Source organism: Bradyrhizobium sp. AZCC 1610 (genome assembly GCF_036924515.1).
Taxonomy (GTDB): domain Bacteria; phylum Pseudomonadota; class Alphaproteobacteria; order Rhizobiales; family Xanthobacteraceae; genus Bradyrhizobium.
Genome location: NZ_JAZHRR010000001.1, coordinates 7,576,501 through 7,599,740 on the forward strand (window position 1 = coordinate 7,576,501; position 23,240 = coordinate 7,599,740).

General features: G+C 62.9%; 20 protein-coding genes, 1 tRNA gene and 1 pseudogene. 13 read left to right on the plus strand and 9 right to left on the minus strand.

What is annotated here, in order from left to right; translation table 11 throughout:
* The first annotated feature begins 7 nt into the window (after positions 1-7).
* Positions 8-898 (plus strand): NAD(P)-dependent oxidoreductase, encoded by an 891-nt coding sequence (locus tag V1279_RS37020; RefSeq protein WP_334445874.1) that lies wholly within the window; start codon positions 8-10, stop codon positions 896-898.
* 128 nt (positions 899-1,026) lie between these two features.
* A complete protein-coding gene (locus V1279_RS37025; protein WP_334445876.1) occupies positions 1,027-1,266 on the plus strand; it encodes a RidA family protein in 240 nt (79 codons plus the stop codon).
* Between the two features lie 5 nt (positions 1,267-1,271).
* Here V1279_RS37025 and V1279_RS37030 read toward each other — a convergent pair whose 3' ends face one another.
* Positions 1,272-1,787, minus strand: a complete 516-nt coding sequence (locus V1279_RS37030) for a MarR family winged helix-turn-helix transcriptional regulator (protein ID WP_334446752.1) — start codon at positions 1,785-1,787, stop codon at positions 1,272-1,274.
* Between the two features lie 238 nt (positions 1,788-2,025).
* Between V1279_RS37030 and V1279_RS37035 the strand changes: the two genes are divergently transcribed.
* The 5 genes from V1279_RS37035 (at position 2,026) to fahA (ending at position 7,591) form a co-directional block, all read left to right on the plus strand.
* Positions 2,026-3,639, plus strand: a complete 1,614-nt coding sequence (locus V1279_RS37035; RefSeq protein ID WP_334445878.1) for an FAD-dependent oxidoreductase — start codon at positions 2,026-2,028, stop codon at positions 3,637-3,639.
* A gap of 9 nt (positions 3,640-3,648) precedes the next feature.
* Entirely contained in the window at positions 3,649-3,873 is a 225-nt protein-coding gene (locus V1279_RS37040; protein ID WP_334445880.1) for a DUF2783 domain-containing protein, read from the plus strand.
* A gap of 33 nt (positions 3,874-3,906) precedes the next feature.
* Positions 3,907-4,863: an MBL fold metallo-hydrolase gene (locus V1279_RS37045; RefSeq protein WP_334445882.1), complete on the plus strand. Its 957-nt coding sequence runs from the start codon at positions 3,907-3,909 to the stop codon at positions 4,861-4,863.
* A gap of 2 nt (positions 4,864-4,865) precedes the next feature.
* On the plus strand, positions 4,866-6,212 hold the full coding sequence (gene hmgA / locus V1279_RS37050; RefSeq protein WP_334445884.1) for a homogentisate 1,2-dioxygenase: 1,347 nt from the start codon (positions 4,866-4,868) through the stop codon (positions 6,210-6,212).
* 107 nt (positions 6,213-6,319) lie between these two features.
* The gene (fahA, locus tag V1279_RS37055) at positions 6,320-7,591 is read left to right on the plus strand and encodes a fumarylacetoacetase (protein ID WP_334445886.1); all 1,272 of its coding nucleotides are present in this window, start codon (positions 6,320-6,322) and stop codon (positions 7,589-7,591) included.
* Positions 7,592-7,688: 97 nt separating this feature from the next.
* Here fahA and V1279_RS37060 read toward each other — a convergent pair whose 3' ends face one another.
* Together V1279_RS37060 and V1279_RS37065 are read right to left on the minus strand one after the other, a co-directional pair.
* Entirely contained in the window at positions 7,689-8,000 is a 312-nt protein-coding gene (locus tag V1279_RS37060; RefSeq protein WP_334445888.1) for a DUF1272 domain-containing protein, read from the minus strand.
* A gap of 85 nt (positions 8,001-8,085) precedes the next feature.
* A complete protein-coding gene (locus V1279_RS37065; protein WP_334445890.1) occupies positions 8,086-8,553 on the minus strand; it encodes an Lrp/AsnC family transcriptional regulator in 468 nt (155 codons plus the stop codon).
* 123 nt (positions 8,554-8,676) lie between these two features.
* Between V1279_RS37065 and hppD the strand changes: the two genes are divergently transcribed.
* On the plus strand, positions 8,677-9,795 hold the full coding sequence (gene hppD, locus V1279_RS37070; protein ID WP_334445892.1) for a 4-hydroxyphenylpyruvate dioxygenase: 1,119 nt from the start codon (positions 8,677-8,679) through the stop codon (positions 9,793-9,795).
* 128 nt (positions 9,796-9,923) lie between these two features.
* On the opposite strand, the gene V1279_RS37075 is transcribed toward hppD, so the two are convergent.
* From V1279_RS37075 to V1279_RS37090, 4 genes are all read right to left on the minus strand, one after another.
* On the minus strand, positions 9,924-11,036 hold the full coding sequence (locus V1279_RS37075) for a CaiB/BaiF CoA transferase family protein (protein WP_334445894.1): 1,113 nt from the start codon (positions 11,034-11,036) through the stop codon (positions 9,924-9,926).
* A 161-nt stretch (positions 11,037-11,197) separates the two neighbouring features.
* Entirely contained in the window at positions 11,198-11,998 is an 801-nt protein-coding gene (locus V1279_RS37080; RefSeq protein WP_334445896.1) for an FAD binding domain-containing protein, read from the minus strand.
* A 14-nt stretch (positions 11,999-12,012) separates the two neighbouring features.
* The gene (locus tag V1279_RS37085; protein ID WP_334445898.1) at positions 12,013-14,358 is read right to left on the minus strand and encodes a xanthine dehydrogenase family protein molybdopterin-binding subunit; all 2,346 of its coding nucleotides are present in this window, start codon (positions 14,356-14,358) and stop codon (positions 12,013-12,015) included.
* 86 nt (positions 14,359-14,444) lie between these two features.
* On the minus strand, positions 14,445-14,930 hold the full coding sequence (locus tag V1279_RS37090; protein ID WP_247833235.1) for a (2Fe-2S)-binding protein: 486 nt from the start codon (positions 14,928-14,930) through the stop codon (positions 14,445-14,447).
* Positions 14,931-15,482: 552 nt separating this feature from the next.
* On the opposite strand from V1279_RS37090, the pseudogene V1279_RS37095 reads away from it, so the two are divergent.
* Positions 15,483-17,454, plus strand: a pseudogene (locus tag V1279_RS37095) (methyl-accepting chemotaxis protein).
* A 190-nt stretch (positions 17,455-17,644) separates the two neighbouring features.
* On the opposite strand, the gene V1279_RS37100 reads toward V1279_RS37095, so the two are convergent.
* A complete protein-coding gene (locus tag V1279_RS37100; protein ID WP_334445901.1) occupies positions 17,645-17,998 on the minus strand; it encodes a DUF3175 domain-containing protein in 354 nt (117 codons plus the stop codon).
* Between the two features lie 415 nt (positions 17,999-18,413).
* Between V1279_RS37100 and V1279_RS37105 the strand changes: the two genes are divergently transcribed.
* The 3 genes from V1279_RS37105 to V1279_RS37115 all read left to right on the plus strand — a co-directional run bounded on the left by V1279_RS37105 (position 18,414) and on the right by V1279_RS37115 (position 22,383).
* Positions 18,414-19,883, plus strand: a complete 1,470-nt coding sequence (locus V1279_RS37105; protein ID WP_334445903.1) for an MFS transporter — start codon at positions 18,414-18,416, stop codon at positions 19,881-19,883.
* A gap of 27 nt (positions 19,884-19,910) precedes the next feature.
* Positions 19,911-20,726 carry a trehalose-phosphatase gene (otsB, locus tag V1279_RS37110; RefSeq protein WP_442894931.1) on the plus strand — a complete coding sequence of 272 codons (816 nt, stop codon included), beginning with the start codon at positions 19,911-19,913 and terminating at the stop codon, positions 20,724-20,726.
* Between the two features lie 196 nt (positions 20,727-20,922).
* Entirely contained in the window at positions 20,923-22,383 is a 1,461-nt protein-coding gene (locus V1279_RS37115) for a trehalose-6-phosphate synthase (protein WP_334445907.1), read from the plus strand.
* Here the strand turns inward: V1279_RS37115 and V1279_RS37120 are convergent.
* A complete protein-coding gene (locus tag V1279_RS37120; protein WP_334445909.1) occupies positions 22,380-22,727 on the minus strand; it encodes a hypothetical protein in 348 nt (115 codons plus the stop codon). The genes V1279_RS37115 and V1279_RS37120 overlap by 4 nt on opposite strands.
* 197 nt (positions 22,728-22,924) lie before the next feature.
* Between V1279_RS37120 and V1279_RS37125 the strand changes: the two genes are divergently transcribed.
* Positions 22,925-23,014: transfer RNA gene (locus tag V1279_RS37125), tRNA-Ser, on the plus strand.
* The last annotated feature ends 226 nt before the right edge of the window (positions 23,015-23,240 follow it).

The following is a 23,240-nucleotide window of genomic DNA, read 5'->3' on the forward strand; positions in this document are numbered from 1 at the left end:
AAGGGCGATGTCGGAATACAGGACCATCGGGTTCATCGGCCTCGGCGTGATGGGCGAGCCGATCTGCCGCAATCTGGTGAAGAAGAGCGGCAGGCGTGTCCTTGCCTTTGATCTGTCGCCGGAGCCGTTGGCGCGGCTGCGTACCGAGGGCGCCGAGATTGCGGGCTCCGTTGCCGACGTGATCAAGCAAAGCGATTTACAGTTCCTGTGCCTGCCCAGCGCCAAGCATGTGCGCGCGGTTTTCGAAGGCGACGGTATCCTCAAGAACATCAGGAGCGGGCAGGTCATCGTCGATCTCGGCACGTCCTCGGTCAGCCAGACCCGCGATTTTGCCAGGCAGTTGCAGGCCAAGGGTGCCGCCTGGGCCGATGCGCCGATCGCGCGCACGCGACAGGCAGCGCAGGACGGCACGCTCAGCGTGATGGTTGGCGCGACGCCTGCGCTTTACGCCGACATCGAGCCGCTGATCCGCTGCTTTGCGACCGATGTCACCCATTGCGGCGAGGTCGGCGCGGGACAGGTCACCAAGATCCTCAACAACATGGTGCTGTTCGAGACCGTCAATGCGCTGGCGGAGGCGGTCGCGGTCGCCAAACATAATGGCGTCGATCCAAAACTGCTGCTCGATACGCTTTCAAAGGGCTCGGCCGACAGTTTTGCGCTACGCAATCACGGCATGAAGGCGATCGTGCCGGGCAATTTTCCGGAACGCGCGTTCTCGACCGAATATGCGCTGAAGGATTTGTCTTACGCGCTGGAGCTGGCGTCCGACGCCGGCATCAGAATTCGCGGCGCGGAGCTGATGGCCAAGGTGTTGCAGGAAGCCATCGATGCCGGTTCGGGGAATAATTATTTTCCTGTGATCGCGAAGTATGTTGGTGATCGCAATGGAGCCTAGATCCAACCGGAGACAACCATGATCCATCGCTTTGCCGGGCTCACGCCTACCCGCAGCCGCGCCGTCGCTTACAACGATCTGGTTTTCACGGTGGCGGTCGCGCCCGATCCGGTCAGTCCCTCGATTGGATGTATGAGCAGAGCGCAAAGGCGCTCGCCCGCATCGACGAAAGCCTCGCGCTGTGTGGCACGGACAAGAGCAAGATCCTCTCGGCAATCGTCTATATCACCGACATCAAGCGCAAGGCCGAGATGAACCGCGCCTGGGACGAATGGGTCGATACCAAAAATCCGCCGATGCGCGCCTGCATCGGCGTCGATCTCGAACCGCCGCACATCGTGGAGATCGTGGTGACGGCAGTGAAGTGAGCCGGTCAGTAAGCTTCCTTCGCATCGGCCTCTTCGCTGGTCTGCACCAGTTCGAGGCTCGCCTCGATCTTGCCGAGCAGCCGCGCGAAATCGCGCCGCTCCTGCGCGGAGAGGCATGAGAGGATTTCCTGCTCCTTGCGCAACAGGCGCGGGATCAGTTCCTCGTAGAGCGTTGCGCCCTTGCGCGTCAGGCGCAGCCGGAATTCGCGGCGGTCGTCCTCATTTTCGACGCGCTCGATGATCTGCCGCTTCATCAGCGACGTGACGGCGCGGCTGATGGTGGATTTGTGGGTGCGGGTGCAGTGGGCGATGTATTGCGCGCTGCAGGCATCGTGGCGGAAGCCGAGCGTCGCCAGCACGCGCCATTCCGGAATGTCGAGCCCGTAGCGGGCGGCATATTCCACCGAAAGTGCCGAACTGACCTCGGCGGCCAGCCGGTTCAGGCGGAACGGAACGAAGCCGAAGAGATCCAGCCTGGCGTCTTTCCTCGATGCGCCTTCATCGCGCGAATCGGCGGCCACTTCGCTTGAAGATGCTTTCGGCAAAGGTAGCCTCGATTTGAGTTGACGCCGGGGCAGGCCCGGGGTTTAAGATAGTTGCAGATGCGACTAATTTAGCAGGGGCGCACGCCACTAGCTAGCGTTTTCGAGCGAAGTGGATACCGGTTCGCGTCAAGAAAACGCGTCAAAACAGGAATCTGAGCTTATCGGTTCTGATTCAATCAGAGCCGATAAGCTCTAGTCACGGGGTTGAGCCCGCATGGCGCAGACTAAAACCCAGTTCGGCTATCGCCGCCATCCCGATCAGGATCGGGCAGGCGCGAACCTGGCCGAACACGCGATCGTCGTGGTCGGTGCAGGCCCGGTGGGGTTGTCGCTGGCGATCGATCTGGCACAGCGCGGCCAATCGGTGGTGCTGCTCGACGACGCCGACCGGATCGGCGAGGGCTCGCGGGCGATCTGCTTCTCCAAACGCTCGCTCGAATTCTGGGACCGGCTCGGCATCGGCCAGCGCATGGTCGACAAGGGCGTGGTGTGGAGCGTCGGCAAGATTTTTCACGGCGAGCAGCAACTCTACCAGTTCAATCTGCTGCCGGAGCCGGGGCACAAGCGGCCGGCTTTCATCAACCTGCAGCAATTCTATGCCGAGGCCTATCTGGTCGACCGCGTCGGCGAGCTTCCCGCAATCGACCTGCGCTGGCGCAACAAGGTGACGGGGCTCGAGCCGCGCAACGATTATGTGCTGCTGACGATCCAGACGCCGGATGGTCCGTATCGGCTGAATGCGCAGTATGTCATCGCCTGCGACGGCGCCCGATCCTCGCTGCGGCAAATGGTGGGTGCGGAATTCGCAGGGCAGGTGTTCGAGGATCAGTTCCTGATCGCCGACGTCAAGATGACGGCGGCGTTTCCGACCGAGCGCTGGTTCTGGTTCGATCCGCCATTCCATGCCGGACGCTCCGCGCTGTTGCACAAGCAGCCCGACGACATCTGGCGGATCGACCTGCAGCTCAATCGCTTTGCCGATCCGGCGATCGAAAAGCTGCCGGAGAACGTGCGGCCCCGGATCGCGCGCATGCTCGGCCATGACAAGTTCGATTTCGAGTGGATCTCGCTGTACAAGTTCCAGTGCCGCCGGATGAACAAGTTCATCCATGGCCGGGTGATCTTTGCCGGCGACGCCGCGCATCAGGTCTCGCCGTTCGGCGCCCGCGGCGCCAATTCCGGGCTCGAGGACGCCGAGAATATCGCGTGGAAGCTCGATCGCGTGCTGCGGGGAACGTCGCCCGAGGCGCTGCTGGAGAGCTACCACATCGAGCGAAGCGCCGCGGCCGACGAGAACATCCGCGAATCCACCCGCTCGACCGACTTCATGGCGCCCAACTCCCACCAGGAGGCGCGGCTGCGCAAGGCGGTGCTGTCGCTCGCGAAGGAAACCGAATTCGGCAAGCGCATGGTGAATGCGGGGCGTCTCTCGACGCCGTCGGTCTATGCGACGCCGCTCTCGACCGCCGATGGCGACGCGTGGCGCGGCGGCCCGCGTCCCGGCGCGTCGATGCTGGATGCGCCGGTTGCAGGTCCAGGCGGCGAGCCGACGTTCCTGACAGATACCTTCATCTCGGCCGGAACGCGGTTCACACTGCTGGAGTTTAGCAATGGCGCGACGGCGGAAACGCCCGAAGGGCTGGGCGCAATCCGGATAGGCGGGAAAAGCGGCCTGATCGATTCCACGGGTCTTGCCGCCGCACGCTACGACGCCGAGCCGGGCACCGCCTATCTGCTTCGCCCCGACGGTTATGTTGCGGCGCGGTTCCGGCATCCGACCCGCGAGGGGCTCGACGGCGCGCTGGCGCGTGCCACAGGCCACAACTGAGGTTTCGTCATGGCGCTATCGACCGCTTCGAATTTTGCCAAGCCCGACGACGCGTTCCGCGCCATCGTCGAGGCGCATCGCGGGTTAAGCGATGAGCAAAGCGCCGATCTCGACGCGGCGCTGGTTCTCGTGCTCGCCAACCATATTGGCGATATCGCCGTTTTGCACGAGGCCATCGCGCTCGCCAAGCGGCGGATGCTCGATGCGAGCCAGCAACAACAACAGCAGCAATAATTCACGTCTCGAACGAAGTCAGGAATCGAATTGATGGCCAAGGGTTTCGCGTCCACGACCGATCTGGCGGAGAAGAAAATCACCTTCTCCGAAATCGGCACCGATCTCTACGCTTTCACCGCCGAGGGCGATCCGAACTCCGCGATCATCGTCGGTGACGACGGCTGCCTGGTGTTCGACGCGCAGTCGACACCGGCGATGGCGAATAAAGTGATCGAACGCGTGCGCACGGTCACCGACAAGCCGATCAAGTACGTCGTGCTGTCGCATTACCACGCCGTGCGCGTGCTGGGCGCTTCCGCCTACAAGGCGCAGGGCATCGTGGCGTCGGCCGAAACCCACCGGCTGATCGAGGAACGCGGCCAGCAGGATTGGGATTCCGAATATGGCCGTTTCCCGCGCCTGTTCCAGGATGCGCAGAGCATTCCTGGCCTGACCTGGCCGACGCTGACCTTCGAGGGCGAAATGTCGATCTACCTGGGAAAACGCGAGGTGCGGCTGATGCAGCTCGGCGCCGGGCATACGTCGGGCGACATCGTGGCCTGGGTGCCGGATGCCGAGGTGATGTTCTCCGGCGACCTGATCGAGTATCACTCGGCCTGCTATTGCGGCGACGCGCACTTACGCGAATGGCCGATGACGCTGAACGAAATTCGCGCCTTCAATCCGAAGGCGATCGCGCCGGGGCGCGGCGATGCGCTGAAGGGTCTTTCGACCGGGCGCGACGCGATTGCGATGACGCGCGACTTCGTCACCTCGCTTTATGGTGCGGCAGAAAGCTCGGTCGCCAAGGGTCGTACGCTGAAGGAAACCATGGCTGCGACGCGCGAGGTGATGGATCCGAAATTCTCCAGCTTCGCCATCTACGAGCACTGCCTGCCGTTCAACGTCTCGCGCGCGTTCGACGAGGCATCCGGGATCGACGATCCCGTGATCTGGACCGACAAGCGCGACCAGGAAATGTGGGCCGCCCTGCAAGGAGGAGGATGACCATGAATATCAACACCTCGCCCGATCAGATCGTTCGCAGCACCGCGCAATTGACACCGGGCTACATGTCCGGCTTCGGCAACAGTTTTGAGACCGAGGCGTTGCCCGGCGCGCTGCCGATGGGGCGCAATTCGCCGCAGCGCTGCGCCTACGGGCTCTATGCCGAACAGCTTTCCGGCTCGCCCTTCACCGCGCCGCGCGGCAGCAACGAGCGATCCTGGCTCTATCGCATCCGTCCGTCGGTGAAGCATTCCGGCCGGTTTGCCAAGGCCGATGCCGGGCTGTGGCGCACCGCGCCGTGCCACGAATATGAACTGCCGATCGCGCAACTGCGCTGGGATCCGGCGCCGATCCCGAAGGAGGACATGACGTTCCTGCAGGGCGTGCAGACCATGACCACGGCGGGCGACGCTAATACCCAGGCCGGCATGGCCGCGCACGTCTATCTCATCACCAAGTCAATGGTCGATCAGCATTTCTATAATGCCGACGGCGAGATGATGTTCGTGGCCCAGCAGGGCAATCTGCGCCTCGTCACCGAGTTCGGCCGTATCGATATCGAGCCGGGCGAGATCGCCGTGATCCCGCGCGGCGTGAAATTCCGCGCCGAGATCCCGGGCGACCCTGCGCGCGGCTACCTCTGCGAAAATTACGGCGGCGCCTTCACGCTGCCGGAGCGCGGGCCGATCGGCGCCAACTGCCTGGCCAATTCGCGCGACTTCCTTACCCCCGTAGCCAGCTATGAGGACAAGGACACGCCGACCGAATTGTTCGTGAAATGGGGCGGCTCGCTGTTCAAGACCACGCTGCCGCATTCGCCGATCGACGTGGTGGCGTGGCACGGCAATTACGCGCCGTACAAATACGATCTGCGCACCTTCTCGCCGGTCGGCGCCATCGGCTTCGACCATCCCGATCCCTCGATCTTCACGGTGCTGACTTCGCCGTCGGAGACCGCGGGTACCGCGAACATCGACTTCGTCATTTTCCCGGAGCGCTGGGCGGTCGCTGAAAACACCTTCCGTCCGCCCTGGTATCACATGAACATCATGTCGGAGTTCATGGGACTGATCTACGGCGTCTACGACGCCAAGCCGCAGGGGTTTGTCCCAGGCGGCATCTCGCTGCACAACATGATGCTGCCGCACGGTCCCGACCGCGAGGCCTTCGACCACGCCAGCAATAGCGAGTTGAAGCCGGTGAAGCTGACCGGCACCATGGCCTTCATGTTCGAAACGCGTTTCCCGCAGCGTGTGACCCAGCACGCGGCTACGACCGCGGCCTTGCAAGATGACTACGCCGATTGCTGGAAGGGCCTGGAGAAGCGGTTCGATCCGAATAAGCCGTAGCACTCAACTCGTCATCGCCGGGCTTGACCCGGCGATCCATCACCCTTGTGAGTAGATGGATGCCCGGGTCAAGCCCGGGCATGACGGTTTCCCGATTGGAGAATCACGTGGCCCACCCCAACGATCCCTCTCTCCGCTCCTTCATCGACGTCGCGCCTGATTCCCATTTCCCGATCCAGAATCTCCCCTACGGCGTGTTCTCCGCCAAGGACGGGCTTGCCCCGCGCGTCGGCGTTGCGATCGGCGACTATGTGCTCGATCTCTGGCAGCTCGCGCAGGACTGCCGGTTCGATGTCGTCGAGCCGGCGGTGTTCGCCGCATCGCAGCTCAATCCGTTCATGGCGCTGGGGCCAACAGTCTGGTCGAGCACGCGGGTGCGGATCAGCGAGCTTCTGCGGCATGACCATCCCGAGTTGCGCGACAATGAAAAACTGCGCAAGCGCGCGCTGGTGCCGATGGCTGACGTCAAGCTGCATCTGCCGTTCGCGGTTTCCGGCTACACCGATTTCTATTCGTCGAAGGAGCACGCCACCAATGTCGGCGTGATGTTCCGGGGCAAGGACAATGCGCTTCAACCGAATTGGCTGCATATGCCGATCGGCTACAACGGCCGGGCTTCGACCGTCGTGGTCAGCGGCACGAAGGTTAGGCGGCCACGCGGGCAGTTGAAGCCGCCGACCGCTGAGGTGCCGAGCTTTGGTCCCTGCAAGCGGCTCGATTTCGAGCTCGAAATGGGTGTGGTAGTCGGGCAGCCATCCGTGATGGGCGAAATGCTCACCGAGAAGCAGGCCGAAGAAATGATCTTCGGCTTCGTGATCCTGAACGACTGGAGCGCGCGTGACATCCAGCAGTGGGAGTACGTGCCGCTCGGGCCGTTCCAGGCCAAGGTGTTCGCGACCTCGATCAGCCCGTGGGTGGTGACGCGCGAGGCGTTGGAGCCATTTCGCCTTCACGGCCCCGCGCAGGATCCGAAGCCGCTGTCCTATCTGCAGCAAGTGCAGCCGAACAATTACGACATGGCGCTCGAGGTCGGCCTGCGCGCGGCGCCAATGAACGCGCCCGTCAATATCAGCCGGACGAACTTCAAGTACATGTACTGGTCGTCGGTGCAGCAGCTCGTGCACCATGCGTCTTCCGGCTGCGCCATGAATGTCGGCGATCTCTTGGGGAGCGGCACCATCTCCGGTCCGGAGAAGGACCAGCGCGGCAGCCTGCTCGAAATAAGCTGGAACGGCACCGAGCCCGTGGAGCTGGCTCCCGGCGTGAAGCGCGCGTTCCTGGAAGACGGCGATTCGCTCGTCATGCGCGGCTGGTGCCAGGGCGACGGCTATCGCGTCGGCTTTGGCGAGGTCGAGGGGACGATTTTGGCGGCGGGGTGACGCTCTCTCCCCGTCATTGCGAGCGAAGCGAAGCAATCCATGGCGCCGCAAGCGGAAATATGGATTGCTTCGCTTCGCTCGCAATGACGCGGATGGGTCACCGCTCCCGCGGCGGAATATCCCGAAGCCGCGCTGAATGCGCGGCGACATCCTCGACGCTGTATTTCAAATGCACCCGCTTGTCCGACGGCGGATGCTTCGCCACGCACACGCCGGGCCGTCGCTCGGTGGCGGGGCGGATCGGCCGCGGCGCAAAACCGCCACCGCAGTTCGGGCAGACATTATGCAGCTTGTTGTCCACGCAAGCCGCGCAGAACGTGCATTCGTAGGAACAGATCCGCGCGTCGGTTGCGCTCGGAGGCAGGTCCTTGTCGCAATATTCGCAGTTCGGGCGGAGTTGCAGTGCCATGGTGGTCTCGTGATGTGCTTCCAAAGCGATCATTGCAAATCGATCTGCGAAAGCGAATGACAGATTTCCCTCGATTTGAGCCATGCTACGACCGCAGCGGCAGCCTCGCACTTTCCTTGAGCCGGTCCAGCACGATCGACGAGCGCACATGCGCCACGCTCTGGTGCGGCATCAGCACGTCGTTGACGAGGCCGGAGAGGTCTTTGAGGTCGCGTAGCACCACCTTCAAGACATAATCGGCATCGCCGGTCAGCGAATAGGCCTCCTGGATATCGTCGACGCGGTTGACCAGCGCACGGAATTTCTTGGCGTTGTCGGGCGAATGCGTCGCCAGGGTGATGTGGATGAAGGCGATCAGGTTGAAGCCGAGCGCTTCGCCGGCGAGGTCGGCGTGGTAGCCCGCGATCACCTTCTCTTCCTCCAGCCGCATCCGCCGTCGCGAGCATTGCGAGGCCGACAGGCCGACAAGGTCGGCGAGCTGCTGGTTGGTCAGCCGGCCGTCGTCCTGCAACGCGGCCAGCATTTTGAGGTCGAAGGCGTCTACGGATATCATGCGCAAATTGCCATTCTAATGCATAGATTGTGCATCACAATAGCCGAACACGAGCCCGTTTGCATACACTTTGCACCCGTTTCGATCGATATTGATCCAGATCAATTTTCAGGAGATTCCGCCATGGGTCCGTTTCCGCATGACGCGCCTGCCGCCACCATCAGCGCCGATAACCCGATGGGCACCGACGGCTTTGAGTTCGTCGAATACGCGCACCCGAACCCTGAGGAACTGCACGCGCTGTTCAAGCTGATGGGCTATGCGCCGGTTGCCCGCCACAGGACCAGGAAGATCACGGTCTATCGCCAGGGCGACATCAATTATCTCGTCAACGAGGAGCCGGGCACTCACGGTCATGGCTTCGTCGCAGCGCATGGACCCTGCGCGCCGTCGATGGCGTTCCGCGTGGTTGATGCGAAGCAGGCCTATGAGCGGGCACTGTCGCTGGGCGCGGAGGCCGCGGATATTCCTTCCGCGCAGAAGACGCTCGACGTTCCCGCCATCAAGGGCATCGGCGGCAGCCTGCTCTATTTCGTCGACCGCTATGGCGCCAAGGGCTCAGCCTATGACATCGAGTTCGAATGGCTTGGCGCGCAGGATCCGCAGCCCGCAGGTGCCGGGCTCTATTACATCGATCACCTCACCCACAACGTTCATCGCGGCCGCATGGACGTCTGGACCGGCTTCTACGAAAAGCTGTTCAACTTCCGCCAGATCCGCTTCTTCGACATCGAGGGCCGCGCGTCCGGCCTGTTCTCCCGTGCACTGACCAGCCCGGACGGCAAGATCCGGATCCCGATCAACGAGGACGCCGGCGATTCCGGGCAGATCGAGGAGTATCTTAACATCTATCGCGGCGAGGGCATTCAGCACATCGCCTGCGGCGCGCGGGACATCTACGCTACCGTCGAGACGTTGCGCGCAGATGGTTTGCCGTTCATGCCGTCGCCGCCGGAGACCTATTTCGAGAAGATCGACGCGCGCCTGCCGCGGCATGGCGAAGACGTTGCTCGCCTGCGGCGCGATGGCATTCTCATTGACGGCGAGGGCGTGGTCGACGGCGGCCACACCAAGGTGCTGCTGCAGATTTTCTCGGCGAACGCGATCGGGCCGATTTTCTTCGAGTTCATCCAGCGCAAGGGCGACGACGGTTTTGGCGAAGGCAATTTCAAGGCGCTGTTCGAATCGATCGAGGAGGATCAGATTCGCAGGGGTGTGCTGAAGGTGGGGAACGCGGCGTAGCGAACTCTCGTGTCCCGGACGCGCTGCAGCGTGTAACGCTGCTGCGCAGAGCCGGGACCCCAGCGGCTGTGGGCCCCGGCTCTGCAGTGCATCGCTTCGCGCTGCACTGCGTCCGGGGCACGAGACCTTTAACGTCCCGCCTTCCACGCATCGGTTAATTCAGCGAGCTCCGCCGTCTCCGCATCCCTGATCGCCGATGGGGTGCGCGAGAATCGCGGCGCCGGCGCGGGCTGCGTCACGCCGTGGCGCTCGACAAAAATGTTTCGCGCGGCCATGTGCGGGTGCTTCGGCGCTTCGGTCATGGTCAGGATCGGCGCGAAGCAGATGTCGGTGCCTTCCATGACCTTGCACCAGTCCTCGCGGGTCTTGCTCTTGAACACTTTTGTCAGCTTTTCCTTCAGCGCGGGCCAAGCCTTGCGGTCCATCTGCGCGTCGAAATCGGCCTCAGTGAGGCCGGCATGCTGGCGCAACAGCGCATAGAACTGCGGCTCGATCGAGCCGATCGAAATGAAGTTGCCGCAGGAACATTCATAGACGCCGTAGAAATGCGCGCCGCCGTCGAGGAAATTTTGCTCGCGGCCTTCGACCCAGCGGCCGATCGCGGTCATGTCGAAGAACATCGACATCAGCGAGGCCGCCCCGTCGCACATCGCGGCGTCGACCACCTGACCCTTGCCGGATTTCGATGCCTCCAGCAGCGCCGCCAGCACGCCGACCACGAGGTAGAGCGCGCCGCCGCCGAAATCGCCGACGAGGTTGAGCGGCGGCACCGGCTTCTCCTTCGTGCCGATCGCCGCAAGCGCCCCGGTGACCGAGATGTAGTTGATGTCATGGCCGGCTGCCTGCGCCAGCGGGCCTTCCTGGCCCCAGCCGGTCATGCGGCCGAATACGAGGCGCGGATTGCGCGCCATCACCACGTCGGGTCCGAGGCCAAGCCGCTCCATCACGCCGGGGCGAAAGCCTTCGATCAGCGCGTCCGCATTGGCGAGCAGGTCCAGCACCTGCGCGACCGCGGCCTTGTCCTTGAGGTCGAGCTCGACCACCTTCCGGCCGCGCCCCGCCACCGATTTCAAATTCTTCTTCGCGCCGACGCGATCGAGCGTGACGACTTCGGCGCCCATGTCGGCCAGCATCATGCAGGCGAACGGGCCCGGGCCGATGCCGGCGAATTCGACGATGCGGAAGCCGGCGAGGGGGCCGGAGGTGCGGGTGGCGGATTGGGTGGCTGGTTTGTCGAGCACTTTGTTTTCTCTCCCAAGGCAAACGTCTTAATTAGTTGATTAGCTAAATTGTCCCGCCGAAGCGAGAGCGTGGCAAGCTTCTTTTGCCGAAAATCTGGTCAAAAACAGAGCGGCGCGCATCGCTGCGCGCCGCTCGCCGTGAAAGTTATAGTGAGGCGCTATCAGCCCGCGGCGGTCACCGCGCGCTGCGCCATCACCTTGATCAGGTTGGCGCGGTAGTCCGACGTGCCGTGAATGTCGCTCATCAGGCCGTCGGCGGAAATCTTGACGCCGTCGATCGCACCTGCCGACCAGTTGGCTTTCAGCACGGCCTCGATCGCGGGCACCCGCATCACGCCGTCTTGCGATGCGCCGGTGGCTGCGACGCGGACGTCACCTGCCGGGGTCTTGGCGACGAACACGCCGGTCAGGGCGAAGCGCGACGCGGGATGGTTGAACTTGGAATATCCCGCCTTGGCTTGAACCGGGAACGACACGGCGGTGATGATTTCGCCGTCCTCAAGCGCCGTCGTGAACAGGCCCTTGAAGAAATCATCTGCCGATATCGAACGCTTGTTGGTTTTCACGGTGGCGCCGAGCGCCAGCACCGCCGCCGGATAGTCGGCCGCGGGATCGTTGTTGGCGAGCGAGCCGCCGATAGTGCCGCGATGCCGCACGGCCGGATCGCCGATCAGCGAGGCGAGGTAGGCCAGCGCCGGGATGGCCTTCTTCACAGTATCGCTCGATGCGACGTCGTGATGGGTCGTCGCCGCCTTGATCATGATGCCGTCACCGGTCGGCTCGATGCCAACCAGTTCCTTGATCTTGCCGAGATCGATCACGTCGGACGGCGAGGCCAGCCGCTGCTTCATGACCGGGATCAGCGTGTGGCCGCCGGCCAGATATTTCGCGTCCGAGCCCTTGGCGAACAGGCTTGTTGCTTCGTCGACCGAAGAGGGGCGATGATAGGTTGTCTGGTACATGACTGTGCTCCCTCTTACGCGTTGCCGTGGATCGCATGCCAGACGCGATCGGGCGTCGCCGGCATTTCCAGATTGTTGTTGCCGATCGCATCCGTGATGGCGTTGATCACGGCGGCCGATGCACCGATCGCGCCGGCTTCGCCGCAGCCCTTGACGCCGAGCGGATTGCCCGGACACAGCGTCGTGGTGTGCGACAGCTTGAACGACGGCAGATCGTCCGCGCGCGGCATGGTGTAATCCATGAACGACGCGGTTACGAGCTGGCCGGAAGCGTCGTACACCACACCTTCCAGCAGCGCCTGCCCGATGCCCTGGGCGAGACCGCCGTGCACCTGGCCTTCGACGATCATCGGGTTGATCAGCCGCCCGAAATCATCCGCCGCCACGAAGTTGACGAAGGAAGTCTTGCCGGTGCCGGCATCGACTTCCATTTCGCAGATATAGGCGCCGGCCGGGAAGGTGAAGTTGGTCGGGTCGTAGAACGCGCCTTCCTTCAGGCCCGGCTCCATGCCGTCAGGCAGGTTATGCGCGGTGTAGGCGGCGAGCGCGACCATCGGCAACGCGATGGACTTGTCGGTGCCGGTGACCTTGAACTCGCCGTTCTCGATGACGATGTCGTTTTCGGATGCCTCGAGCTGATGGGCTGCGATTTTCTTGGCCTTGGCTTCGACTTTCTCCATCGCCTTCAGGATGGCGGTGAGGCCGACGGCTGCCGAGCGCGAGCCATAGGTGCCCATGCCGAACTGCACCTTGTCGGTATCGCCATGGACGATCTGCACCTGGCTGATCGGAATGCCCAGGCGTTCGGCGATGAGCTGGCAGAAGGTCGTCTCATGACCCTGGCCGTGGCTGTGCGATCCCGTCAGGACTTCGATCGTACCGACCGGGTTGACGCGGACTTCGGCGGATTCCCATAGACCCACGCCGGCGCCGAGACTGCCGACGGCTTTCGAGGGCGCGATGCCGCAGGCCTCGATGTAGCAGGAGACGCCGATGCCGCGGAGCTTGCCTTCGGATTTGGCTTTCGCCTTGCGCGCGGGGAAGCCCGTATAATCGATCGCCTTCATCGCCGAGTCGAGGGAGGCGCCGAAATCGCCGATGTCATAGGCCATGATGACCGGTGTCTGATGCGGGAATTGCGTGATGAAGTTCTTGCGGCGCAACTCTGCCGGATCGACCTTCAACTGCCGCGCCGCCGTCTCCATCAGCCGCTCCACCACGAAGCTGGCTTCGGGGCGGCCCGCGCCGCGATAGGCATCGACCGGCACGGTGTTGGTGTAGACGCTGATCACTTCGGCGAAGATGTTCGGGATGTTGTACTGGCCCGACAGCAGCGTCGCATAGAGATAAGTCGGCACCGAGGAGGAGAACAGCGACATGTATGCGCCGAGATTGGCGTAGGTCTTGACGCGCAGCCCGGTGACCTTGTTGTCCTTGTCGAACGCCATCTCCGCCTTGGTGAGGTGATCGCGGCCATGGGCATCGGTCAAAAAGGCTTCGCTGCGGTCGCCGGTCCATTTCACCGGACGTCCCACCTTCTTGGAAGCCCACAGCGCCACCATCTCCTCAGGGTAAATGAAGATTTTTGAGCCGAAGCCGCCGCCGACGTCGGGGGCCACCACCCGCAGCTTGTGCTCTTGCGCGATGTTGTAGAACGCCGACAGCACGAGGCGGGCGACATGCGGATTCTGCGAGGTCGTGTAGAGCGTGAAATGCTCTTCCGGCTCGTTGTATTCGGCGATCGCCGCGCGCGGCTCCATCGCGTTCGGAACCAGGCGGTTGTTGGTGATGTCGAGGGAGATGACATTGGCCGCCGCCTTGAAAGCGGCATCGGTGGCGCCCTCGTCGCCGATGGTCCAGTCGTAGATCACGTTGCCCGGGGCCTCCGGGTGCAATTGCGGCGCGCCCGGCTTGATCGCGGCGCGAATGTCCGGAACGGCGGGCAACTCTTCGTAATTGACGACCACGGCCTCGGCCGCGTCCTTGGCCTGGTTCTTGGTCTCGGCGACCACGACCGCGACGGCCTGGCCGACGAAGCGCACGGTTTCCGGCGCCATCGCCGGCCATGCGCCCATCTTCATGCCCGTGCCGTCCTTGGAGGTAATGGCCCAGCCGCAGATCAGGTTACCGATCTTGTCGTCCACGAGTTGCTGGCCGGTCAGCACGCCGACCACGCCGGGCATCTTCATCGCCTCTGACGTGTCGATGCTCTTGATTTTTGCATGCGCGTGCGGGCTGCGGATGAAGTGTGCGTGGGTCATGCCCAGCAGCTTGATATCGTCGACGTAGCGGCCTTTGCCGGTAATGAAACGGCGGTCTTCCTTGCGCACCACGCTTGCGCCAATGCCTTCAACGCCCATGTCCTGTCCTCCCGACCGGAATTATTGTTTCCGCTGTTTCCCAAGGAAACGCGGTCTTGAATTCGAAAAATGCTGGCCTGCGGCAGCTATTCTGCCGCCTGCGCGACCTTCATGCGCCCGGCCGCGTCGAGCACCGCCTTGACGATGTTGTGGTAACCGGTGCAGCGGCAGATGTTGCCTTCCAGCTCGTGCCGGACGGTCGCCTCGTCGAGCTGGCCGCTGTGGCGGTGCACAATATCGATCGCCGACATGATCATGCCCGGGGTGCAGTACCCGCACTGCAGGCCGTGATTATCGCGGAACGCCGCCTGCATGGGGTGCAGTTCGTCGCCCTTTGCGATGCCTTCGATGGTGGTGACGTTCGAGCCCGCCGCCTGGCCGGCCAGCACGGTGCAGGATTTTACCGCCCGGCCGTCGATATGGACGACGCAGGCGCCGCACTGGCTGGTGTCGCAGCCGACATGGGTGCCGGTCAGGTTCAAATGGTCGCGCAGGAGATGGACGAGAAGGGTCCGGTCCTCGACCTCGGCCGAGACGGCCTTGCCGTTTACCGTCAGCTTGACTGTAGACACGCGTGGTACCTCCCGATGTTTTATAATTATTCCAATTAGAAACACGGGAGAGGGAACTTGCAACTAGGATTTTGGGTGGGCCTGTCATTGTGATGACATTCGAGGAACGCGCCCCAGATTCTTCGGGAGAATTACTTTTCTTCATGCTCCCTTAGGGACTCCTTCCGGAGGTGTCGTCACGACAGCGAGATGCGTGGCGGGCGGCCGATCTCTCGACCCAGATGCCGGATAACTCAACCAGGACACTGCCCGACATGAGAGAGCATCGGCCGCGCTGCGGCCTCACCCGTCCTGCCGCTTTGCTCGCCGGCGCGAGTTTCCTCGCGCATAGGCGGCCCCTCGGACGGGGCCGGGGCGGGCCGCCTCCAACCCTTGCTAATTTTGCCCGGATTTACGCACCCTTATCCATTCTGCCTTAACTTTGCGCACCGGATTGGGGGCTCGGCCTCCCGATGCCTGTTTTTCAGAACGAAAACGGGGTGTGACGTGCGATTTTTGAAACGTAGCGGCTCGTCTTTCAGGCTCCCAACCCTGCGGTTCCGCGCCAAGATCATGCTCGGCTTTGCGGTCGTGCTGGCGATTTCGGCCGCCAGCATGGGCTTTGCCTATCTCGGATTCGAGCGTGTTTCGGCCGGCGTGGACTCCTACCGGCGCAGCGTGCAGGAGGCCGACCTGTCGCGCGACATCGATCGCGAACTGATCTCCTATCGCTCGCTCGCCCGCTATTTCGTGGCGACGGGAAAGGAAGAGGACGGTAAGGCGGCGCTGGCGGCCGAAGCCGGCCTGAAGGACGCCATCATTGCCTCGATGAAGGCAACCACCAACTCGACGCGGCTCGAGCAGGTCGCGAAACTGGAACGGGAGTTCCGCGCCTTCACCAAGATTTTCGCCGACATCCTCAAGGTCAAGGACGAGAGCGCGCGCATCGCGCAAAACCAGCTCACGCGCACCGGCAACTCGCTGCGTTACAAGCTCGACGATCTGCCGAGCAATGCCGAGGATGACGAGATGCCGGTGATCACGCTCGGGGCGAAGAAGGTGACCGAGCAGTTTCAGGCGGTGACGGCGCTCGCCAACACGTTCGTCGTCAATTCGGACAAGGCGGTTGCAACCAGTGCACTGGCGCGCCTGAAATTCGTCGAGAACTCGCTGAAGGCGATTTCGTCGACCAACGAAAAGATCCTCGAGGGGATCAAGGAAGTCGGGGGAATGCTGGAGGAATACCGGCAGTCGCTCACCAAGCTGGTCGATAATGCCAAGGAGATCGATGAGCTGACGCTGGAAATGACGGAATCGGCCGCCGCCATCAACAAGGGCTCAGGCGCGATGAAGTCGGACCTGCTCGCCGATCAGAAGCGGCTCGAAGCCGAATCGGATGCGACCATCGGCGAGACCGAGCGGCTGATCCTGATCCTCGCCGCCGGCGGCTTCCTGCTCGGCTGCGCCTGGGCGTTCCTGTTGGGTAAGGGTATTTCCAGGCCGATGACGGCGATGTGCAACGCGATGCGCAAACTCGCCGCCGGCAATTTCGAAGTCGTGCTGCCCGGCCTCGGCCGCAAGGACGAGCTCGGCGAGATGGCGGGTGCGGTCGAGGAGTTCAAGGTCCAGGCCATCGCCCGGGCCGAGCATGACGCTGCCACCCAGGAAGCGCAGAACAAGGCGGCGAGCGCCGCGCGACGCGCCGAACTCATTCGCTTCGCCGATGAATTCGAGGCTGCGGTCGGTGCGATCGTTGCCAACGTGTCCTCGTCAGCCGTGCAGCTCGAGACGGCGGCAGGCACACTCACGCGGACCGCGGAGACCACTCAAAGCCTGTCCAGCCAGGTCGCCGGCGCCTCGGAAGAAGCCTCCACCAACATGCAGTCGGTGGCATCGGCGACCGAGGAATTGTCGGCCTCCGTCGACGAGATCGGGCGGCGCGTCAAGGAATCCAGCCAGATTGCGGAAGCCGCCGTCCGTCAGGCCGAACAGACCGATGGCCGGATCGGCAAGCTGTCGCGTGCCGCGCAGGAGATCGGCGACGTCGTCAAGCTGATCACCGCGATTGCCGAGCAGACCAATTTGCTGGCGCTGAACGCCACCATCGAGGCCGCCCGCCGCCGGCGATGCCGGCCGCGGCTTTGCCGTAGTTGCGTCCGAAGTCAAATCGCTCGCCAGCCAGACCGCGAAAGCGACCGACGAGATTTCCAGTCACATCTCGGGCATGCAGGGTGCGACGCAGGAATCGGTCGCCGCGATCAAGGAGATCGGCGGCACCATCGGAAAAATCTCCGACATCGCGGCGACGATCGCGAGCGCCGTCGAGCAGCAAAGCTCGGCGACGCAGGAGATCGCGCGCAGCGTCCAGAACGTCGCGCAAGGCACGCAGGAGGCCGCCGCCAACGTCATGCACGTCAATCGCGGCGCCACCGAAACCGGCTCGGCTTCCGAGGAAGTGCTCAATTCCGCACGCACGCTGTCGAGCGAAAGCACCCGCCTGCGCGAAGAGCTCGATCGCTTCATGGCGAACATCAGGGCGGCGTGAGGACGGCCCGCTCTCACCGTCGCCCGCTCGTAGCCCGGATGGAGCGAAGCGCAATCCGGGGTCAGTACATCCGCGACACCGCTCCCGGATTTCGCTTCGCTCCATCCGGGCTACGAACTGAGGGATTATCCGCGGTCCTCTGCAATGGCCGCGGCGTTTGGGTCACGGCCTTGGCCGGGACGACATCAAACTACTCTCTTCCGAACTGATGCTTCAGCTCGACCTTCGCTCGCTCCAGCCTTGTGCGCTGGGTTTTCGGCAAGGTCTTTCCAGCCCGGTTGATATAGAAAGTTAGCATCGATAGCGCCGAGCGATAGGCGCCGGCCTTGCGGCGCGAACTATGCTCGGCGGAACGCTTCAGCGACGCCGCGATTTTCTTCGCACTCGTCAGCTTGAAGACACCGCGTTTCAGATCGAGCGCATCGCTTTCCCGCGTCACCCGTTGCGACCATCGCTTCGGTGATGATTTCTTCGCGGTTATCATGCGGCTGCTTTTCCGGGCCGCGGTCTTCCGTGGGCGTGTGGTCTTCCGTCGTTCGGCCATGTTCAGCTCCATCTGCTGTTTTGCCGAAAACGGTCGCTCGGTCGTTCTGTTCCTTGCCGTTCTTCGAACGACGGCAACAGTGCATTTAGCCGCTGCGCTCGCGAATGCGCGCCCGATGACAGGCTCCGCGAAGCAATCCATGCCTCCACTTGCCGCACGATGGATTGCTTCGCCGCGCTCGCAATGACGCGAGGGAATGCTCGGTGACTCCCACACATGCGCAGATCATGACAACAGCTATGCAATTTCGCCACCCAAATACTCCCGGAACCCCAGTCCTCCGAGGGTGTTATCTTGGTGTCGGGCATCATGTTTGCCGCAATTTGACGTGAAAACCCTGGGGCTGGGGCGTTCCGGGGTGTTTTTTCATTGGTCCAATCGGATGGTTGTGAAAGTGATACGGCAGGGTGCGGCAGTGGGTGAGAGTGCTTCCACTTCCGCTCCGCTGAGGCAGGATAGCGACGGGATTGTCGAAACCAGCATTCCTGCGCGGCTCGATTGCCTGCGGTGGGGCGGCTTTCATACCCGCGTCGTGGCCGCGCTCGGTATCACCTGGATTCTGGATGGGCTGGAAGTGACGCTGGCCGGCGCCCTGTCGGGTGCGCTGAAGGAAAGCCCGACGCTTCAATTCTCGAATTTCGATGTTGGTCTCGCCAACAGCGCCTATCTCGCGGGTGCCGTGCTGGGCGCGCTGGGTTTCGGTTGGCTGACGGACCGGATCGGGCGAAAGAAACTGTTCTTCATTACACTCGCCGTTTATCTCTCCGCGACCGCGGCCACCGCGCTGTCGTGGAACGTGGCGAGTTACGCGCTGTTTCGCTTCCTGACCGGGGCGGGCATCGGCGGCGAATATACTGCGATCAATTCGACGATCCAGGAACTGGTGCCGGCGCGCTATCGCGGCTGGACCGACCTGGTGATCAACGGCAGCTTCTGGATCGGGGCTGCGGTCGGCGCGGTTGCCGCCATCGTGCTGCTCGATCCCAAGCTGCTGGCTCCGGATATCGGCTGGCGGCTGGCCTATTTCATCGGCGCCGCGCTCGGCCTGATCGTCTTCGTGATGCGGATGTGGATTCCGGAAAGCCCGCGCTGGCTGATGGTCCATGGCCGCCCCGAGGAGGCGCACGCAATCGTCGACGATATCGAGAGGGCGTCGACGAGACATTCGGATCATCCGGCCGATGAGGTCTTCCCGAAGATCAGGCTGAGGATGCGCAGCCACACGCCGCTGGGAGAAGTGGCGCATACATTGTTCACGAGGTACCGGCGGCGTTCGCTGGTGGGCTTGGTGCTGATGGCGTCGCAGGCGTTTTTCTACAACGCCATCTTCTTCACCTTCGCGCTGGTGCTGACCGACTTCTTCGGCATCCCGTCAAATGACGTCGGCTGGTACATCCTGCCCTTTGCGGCGGGCAATTTCCTCGGACCGCTGCTGCTCGGACGGTTGTTCGATACCCTCGGCCGGCGCACGATGATCGCGACCACCTATGGCGTGTCGGGTGTCCTGCTCGCACTGTCGGGCTATCTGTTCTCGATCGGCGTTCTGACGGCGCAGACCCAGACCATCGCCTGGATGGTGATCTTCTTCTTTGCCTCGCCGGCGGCGAGTGCGGCCTACCTTACTGTCAGCGAAACGTTTCCGCTGGAGGTGCGCGCGCTCGCGATTGCATTGTTCTACGCGATCGGAACGGGCATTGGCGGCGTGGCGGGACCGGCGCTGTTCGGCGCCCTGATCGATACCGGATCGCGCAACAGCGTCTTCGCCGGCTACCTGTTCGGGTCCGCATTGATGATCGTGGCCGCTGTCGTGGCCTGGAAATATGCCATCGCGGCCGAGCGCAAGTCGCTCGAATCTGTCGCACGGCCGCTTGCATTTGTGGAGTAGGATGAGATGAATGAGGATCTGCTGGAAATGCCATTGGAAGATGATATCGTCCGTGAAGAAGAGGCCGTGGCGGAGACCGTGCCGGTACCGCGCTCGCTGGTGCCGCACTTGAGCGAAACCGCCATCCTGCTCGACATCGACGGTACGCTGCTCGACCTGATGCCGACGCCGCGTGAAGTCTGGGTGCCGCCGGGCCTGGTGAAGACCCTGAATCGTCTGCTGGTGCGAACCAACGGCGCGCTGGCGCTGGTCAGCGGCCGCTCGCTCAACGACATCGACCTGATTTTCGCGCCGGATCAATTCCCGGCCGTCGGCGGCCATGGCGCCGAGATGCGGATCGAGCCGGACAGCGAGTCGGTAGACGCCCATGCGCCGCCACTGGACAAGGAATTGAAGCGCCGGCTGGCCGCGATCGCAAAGCTCAGCCCGGGAATATTGCTGGAAGACAAGGGCTATTCGCTGGCGCTGCATTACCGCCTCGCGCCGCACGCCGAGAAGGCGATCTATGCCGCGGTGTCGCTGATCAGGGCCGATCTTCCCAACGCGCCGATCGAGGTGCTGCCCGGCAAATGCGTCTGCGAGATCAAGCATTCCGGCTTCACCAAGGCGAGTGGCGTGCACGAGTTGATGACACGCGAACCTTTCAAGGGCCGCCGTCCGTTCTTCATCGGCGACGACGTCACCGACGAGACCGTGTTTGCAATCATGCCTGATCTCGATGGCCTCGCCTTCTCGGTCGGTCGCCGCGCCAAGGGGGTGGCCGGGCACTTCGATGCGCCGAGCGACGTGCGTGAATTTCTCGCGCACCTGCTTGATGACGAAATGGACGCATCACTGCCATAAATGTTTTCGTGTCGCCGGCTTTCGAACATAGATTCTCGCGCTTGATGCCGAGGTTCGCGACAAATTTTATTTTTCGTGAGTTCCGGTGAGTTCCGGCACGCCGCAGCCCGAATTTGGTTTCAATTCGTTGAAAGGGTGATCAGGAACCATATTGATGAACGGTTGTTAACGCGAGCGTACCAACGGGAGGGGACCTTTGAACCTCGTCGTCGTTTCTAACCGCGTTTCCCGCGGAAAGCCCAACGAACCCATGACGGGGGGCCTCGCCGCGGCGCTACTGCCGATCGTCGAGAAGTCGGGTGCAATCTGGGTCGGTTCCAGCGGACGGGTCCGCGACGGGAACTTGAAGGAACCATTTGCCGAAATCGAGGCCCTTGGCGCCGGCGCGCTGGCGATGCTGGACTTGCCGGCTGCGCATTACGGCGGCTATTACGAGGGGTTTGCGAATTCCGCGTTGTGGCCGGCGCTGCATTCGCGCGCCGATCTGATCCGCGCCACGCAAGAGGACTATCTCAGCTATCGCGAAGTGAACGCCTTCATGGCGCGCGCGCTGTTGCGATTCCGAAAAGCGGATTCCGCGTTCTGGATTCAGGACTACCATTTCCTCGCGCTCGGCGCCGAACTGCGCGATCTCGGCGTCACCGAGCCGATCGGCTTCTTCCTGCATACGCCGTGGCCGGCGCGTTCGGTGATATCAGGCGTGCCGCATCATCGCGAGCTGATCGAGGCGATGCTGGCCTATGACCTGATCGGTTTTCAGACCGAGGAAGATTGCGAGAACTTCCTGTCTTACGCGCAGTCCGACCTCGGCCTCGTCGTGCATGACGGCGTCATCATTTCGCGCTACGGCCGGACGCGCGCCGCGGTATTTCCGATCGGCATCGATCCTCAGCAATTCGCACAGTTGGCGACGAAGGCGTCGACCCATCCGGATGTCTCGCGGCTGCGGCGCAGCCTGAACGGCGAGAAGCTCGCGATCGGCGTCGACCGGCTGGATTATTCCAAGGGCCTGATCAACCGCATCAAGGCTTTCGACCGGATGTGGACCCTGCATCCGTCGCTGGCGCGCACGGCATCGCTGCTGCAGATCGCAACGCCGTCGCGCGGCGCGATCGAGGCCTACGGCAATCTGCAGAGCGAGGTCGCCAGGCTCGTCAGCGACGTCAACGGCATTCATGGCGAGGTCGACTGGACCCCGATCCGCTATCTCAACAAGGGCTACGGCCAGGCCGTGCTCGCAGGGCTCTATCGCACCGCGCAGGTCGGCGTGGTGACGCCGTTGCAGGACGGGATGAATCTCGTCGCCAAGGAATATGTCGCCGCGCAAAACCCGGTCGATCCCGGCGTGCTCGTGCTGTCGAAATTCGCCGGCGCCGCCAACGAACTCGACACCGCGCTGCTGGTCAATCCGCACGATATTGACAGCATGGCGCGCACCATCGCGATTGCGCTGTCGATGCCGCTGACCGAACGGCGGATGCGCTGGGAAGCGATGATGGCGAAGCTGCGCGGCCATACGATCCAGCAATGGTTCGCCGACTTCACCGACGCGTTGCGCGAATGCCAGCTCGACCGGGAAGCATTGGCGCCTGTGATCGCCGAGCCCGCGCTATGGCCGGTTCGCTCCGCCACCAATGGCGGCGCGCGGTATCACTAGTAGCAATACGACACGCCATCCAGCACCGGGCAGCGCGCCTTGTTTGGCGCGCTCGGATTTTCCATCGGCACCATGCCGCCCTTGCCTGTGCCGGCGAATACGCCGGGGCCGATCACGACCGACGACTTGTTGCCGATGATGACGCTCGGATGCGGTGAGACCAGGTTCGATCGCGAGCCGTCCGCCCAGATGATGGATTCGCCGGCGAAAATCCCGCGCCTGCCGTCGTCGCAGCTGACGTCCACCCCTTGGCGGGTGCAGGACTGCGCCATCGCCGGGCCGGCGGCGCCTAGCGCAAGCGCCGATACCAGGATGGAGAATTGAAGCGCCCGCGTGATCATCATGCCGTCCTCCATCGATGGGTTGCCACTTATCGTCGTCGATCGTGGCCGGATTTCGGTTCAAGGCCCGATAAAGCGCCAATCATCTGACGTGGGGTGGGCCAAAATTACCAAATAAATTCAATGAATTGGGGAAATTTTGGCGGCCGCGCCCGGCGTCCCTTGCAAAATCAGTCCTGCCCCTTCAAGAGAGGGCCTCCGGAGAGATGGCCGAGTGGCTTAAGGCGCACGCTTGGAAAGCGTGTGTGCGGGAAACCGTACCGTGGGTTCGAATCCCACTCTCTCCGCCATAGAGGCCGAAAAGTCATTACTTTTCAGCCCTTCGTGAAGGTAGCTATTTGGCAGCCCATATCCTGGCCCATACTTCCGACTTTTTTTGGGGTACTGGGAGCGGAGCGGACGAGAAGAGCCAAAACCCGCTAGGGCACGCCCTCGCGGGCGCCAGAGGCAGAGGCCTTTAGCGATGCGCGGGGTCAGGGATTGTTAAAGCCCCATACGACCCAGCTGCACCACGCA

What these genes read in the sequence shown, in the direction of transcription:
- V1279_RS37020 (WP_334445874.1), top strand. Translation starts at nt 8, where the DNA reads ATGTCGGAATACAGGACCATCGGGTTCATCGGCCTCGGCGTGATGGGC.
- V1279_RS37025 (WP_334445876.1), top strand. Translation starts at nt 1,027, where the DNA reads ATGTATGAGCAGAGCGCAAAGGCGCTCGCCCGCATCGACGAAAGCCTC.
- V1279_RS37035 (WP_334445878.1), top strand. Translation starts at nt 2,026, where the DNA reads ATGGCGCAGACTAAAACCCAGTTCGGCTATCGCCGCCATCCCGATCAG.
- V1279_RS37040 (WP_334445880.1), top strand. Translation starts at nt 3,649, where the DNA reads ATGGCGCTATCGACCGCTTCGAATTTTGCCAAGCCCGACGACGCGTTC.
- V1279_RS37045 (WP_334445882.1), top strand. Translation starts at nt 3,907, where the DNA reads ATGGCCAAGGGTTTCGCGTCCACGACCGATCTGGCGGAGAAGAAAATC.
- hmgA (WP_334445884.1), top strand. Translation starts at nt 4,866, where the DNA reads ATGAATATCAACACCTCGCCCGATCAGATCGTTCGCAGCACCGCGCAA.
- V1279_RS37060 (WP_334445888.1), bottom strand. Translation starts at nt 8,000, where the DNA reads ATGGCACTGCAACTCCGCCCGAACTGCGAATATTGCGACAAGGACCTG.
- V1279_RS37065 (WP_334445890.1), bottom strand. Translation starts at nt 8,553, where the DNA reads ATGATATCCGTAGACGCCTTCGACCTCAAAATGCTGGCCGCGTTGCAG.
- hppD (WP_334445892.1), top strand. Translation starts at nt 8,677, where the DNA reads ATGGGTCCGTTTCCGCATGACGCGCCTGCCGCCACCATCAGCGCCGAT.
- V1279_RS37080 (WP_334445896.1), bottom strand. Translation starts at nt 11,998, where the DNA reads ATGTACCAGACAACCTATCATCGCCCCTCTTCGGTCGACGAAGCAACA.
- V1279_RS37085 (WP_334445898.1), bottom strand. Translation starts at nt 14,358, where the DNA reads ATGGGCGTTGAAGGCATTGGCGCAAGCGTGGTGCGCAAGGAAGACCGC.
- V1279_RS37100 (WP_334445901.1), bottom strand. Translation starts at nt 17,998, where the DNA reads ATGGCCGAACGACGGAAGACCACACGCCCACGGAAGACCGCGGCCCGG.
- otsB (WP_442894931.1), top strand. Translation starts at nt 19,911, where the DNA reads ATGCCATTGGAAGATGATATCGTCCGTGAAGAAGAGGCCGTGGCGGAG.
- V1279_RS37120 (WP_334445909.1), bottom strand. Translation starts at nt 22,727, where the DNA reads ATGATGATCACGCGGGCGCTTCAATTCTCCATCCTGGTATCGGCGCTT.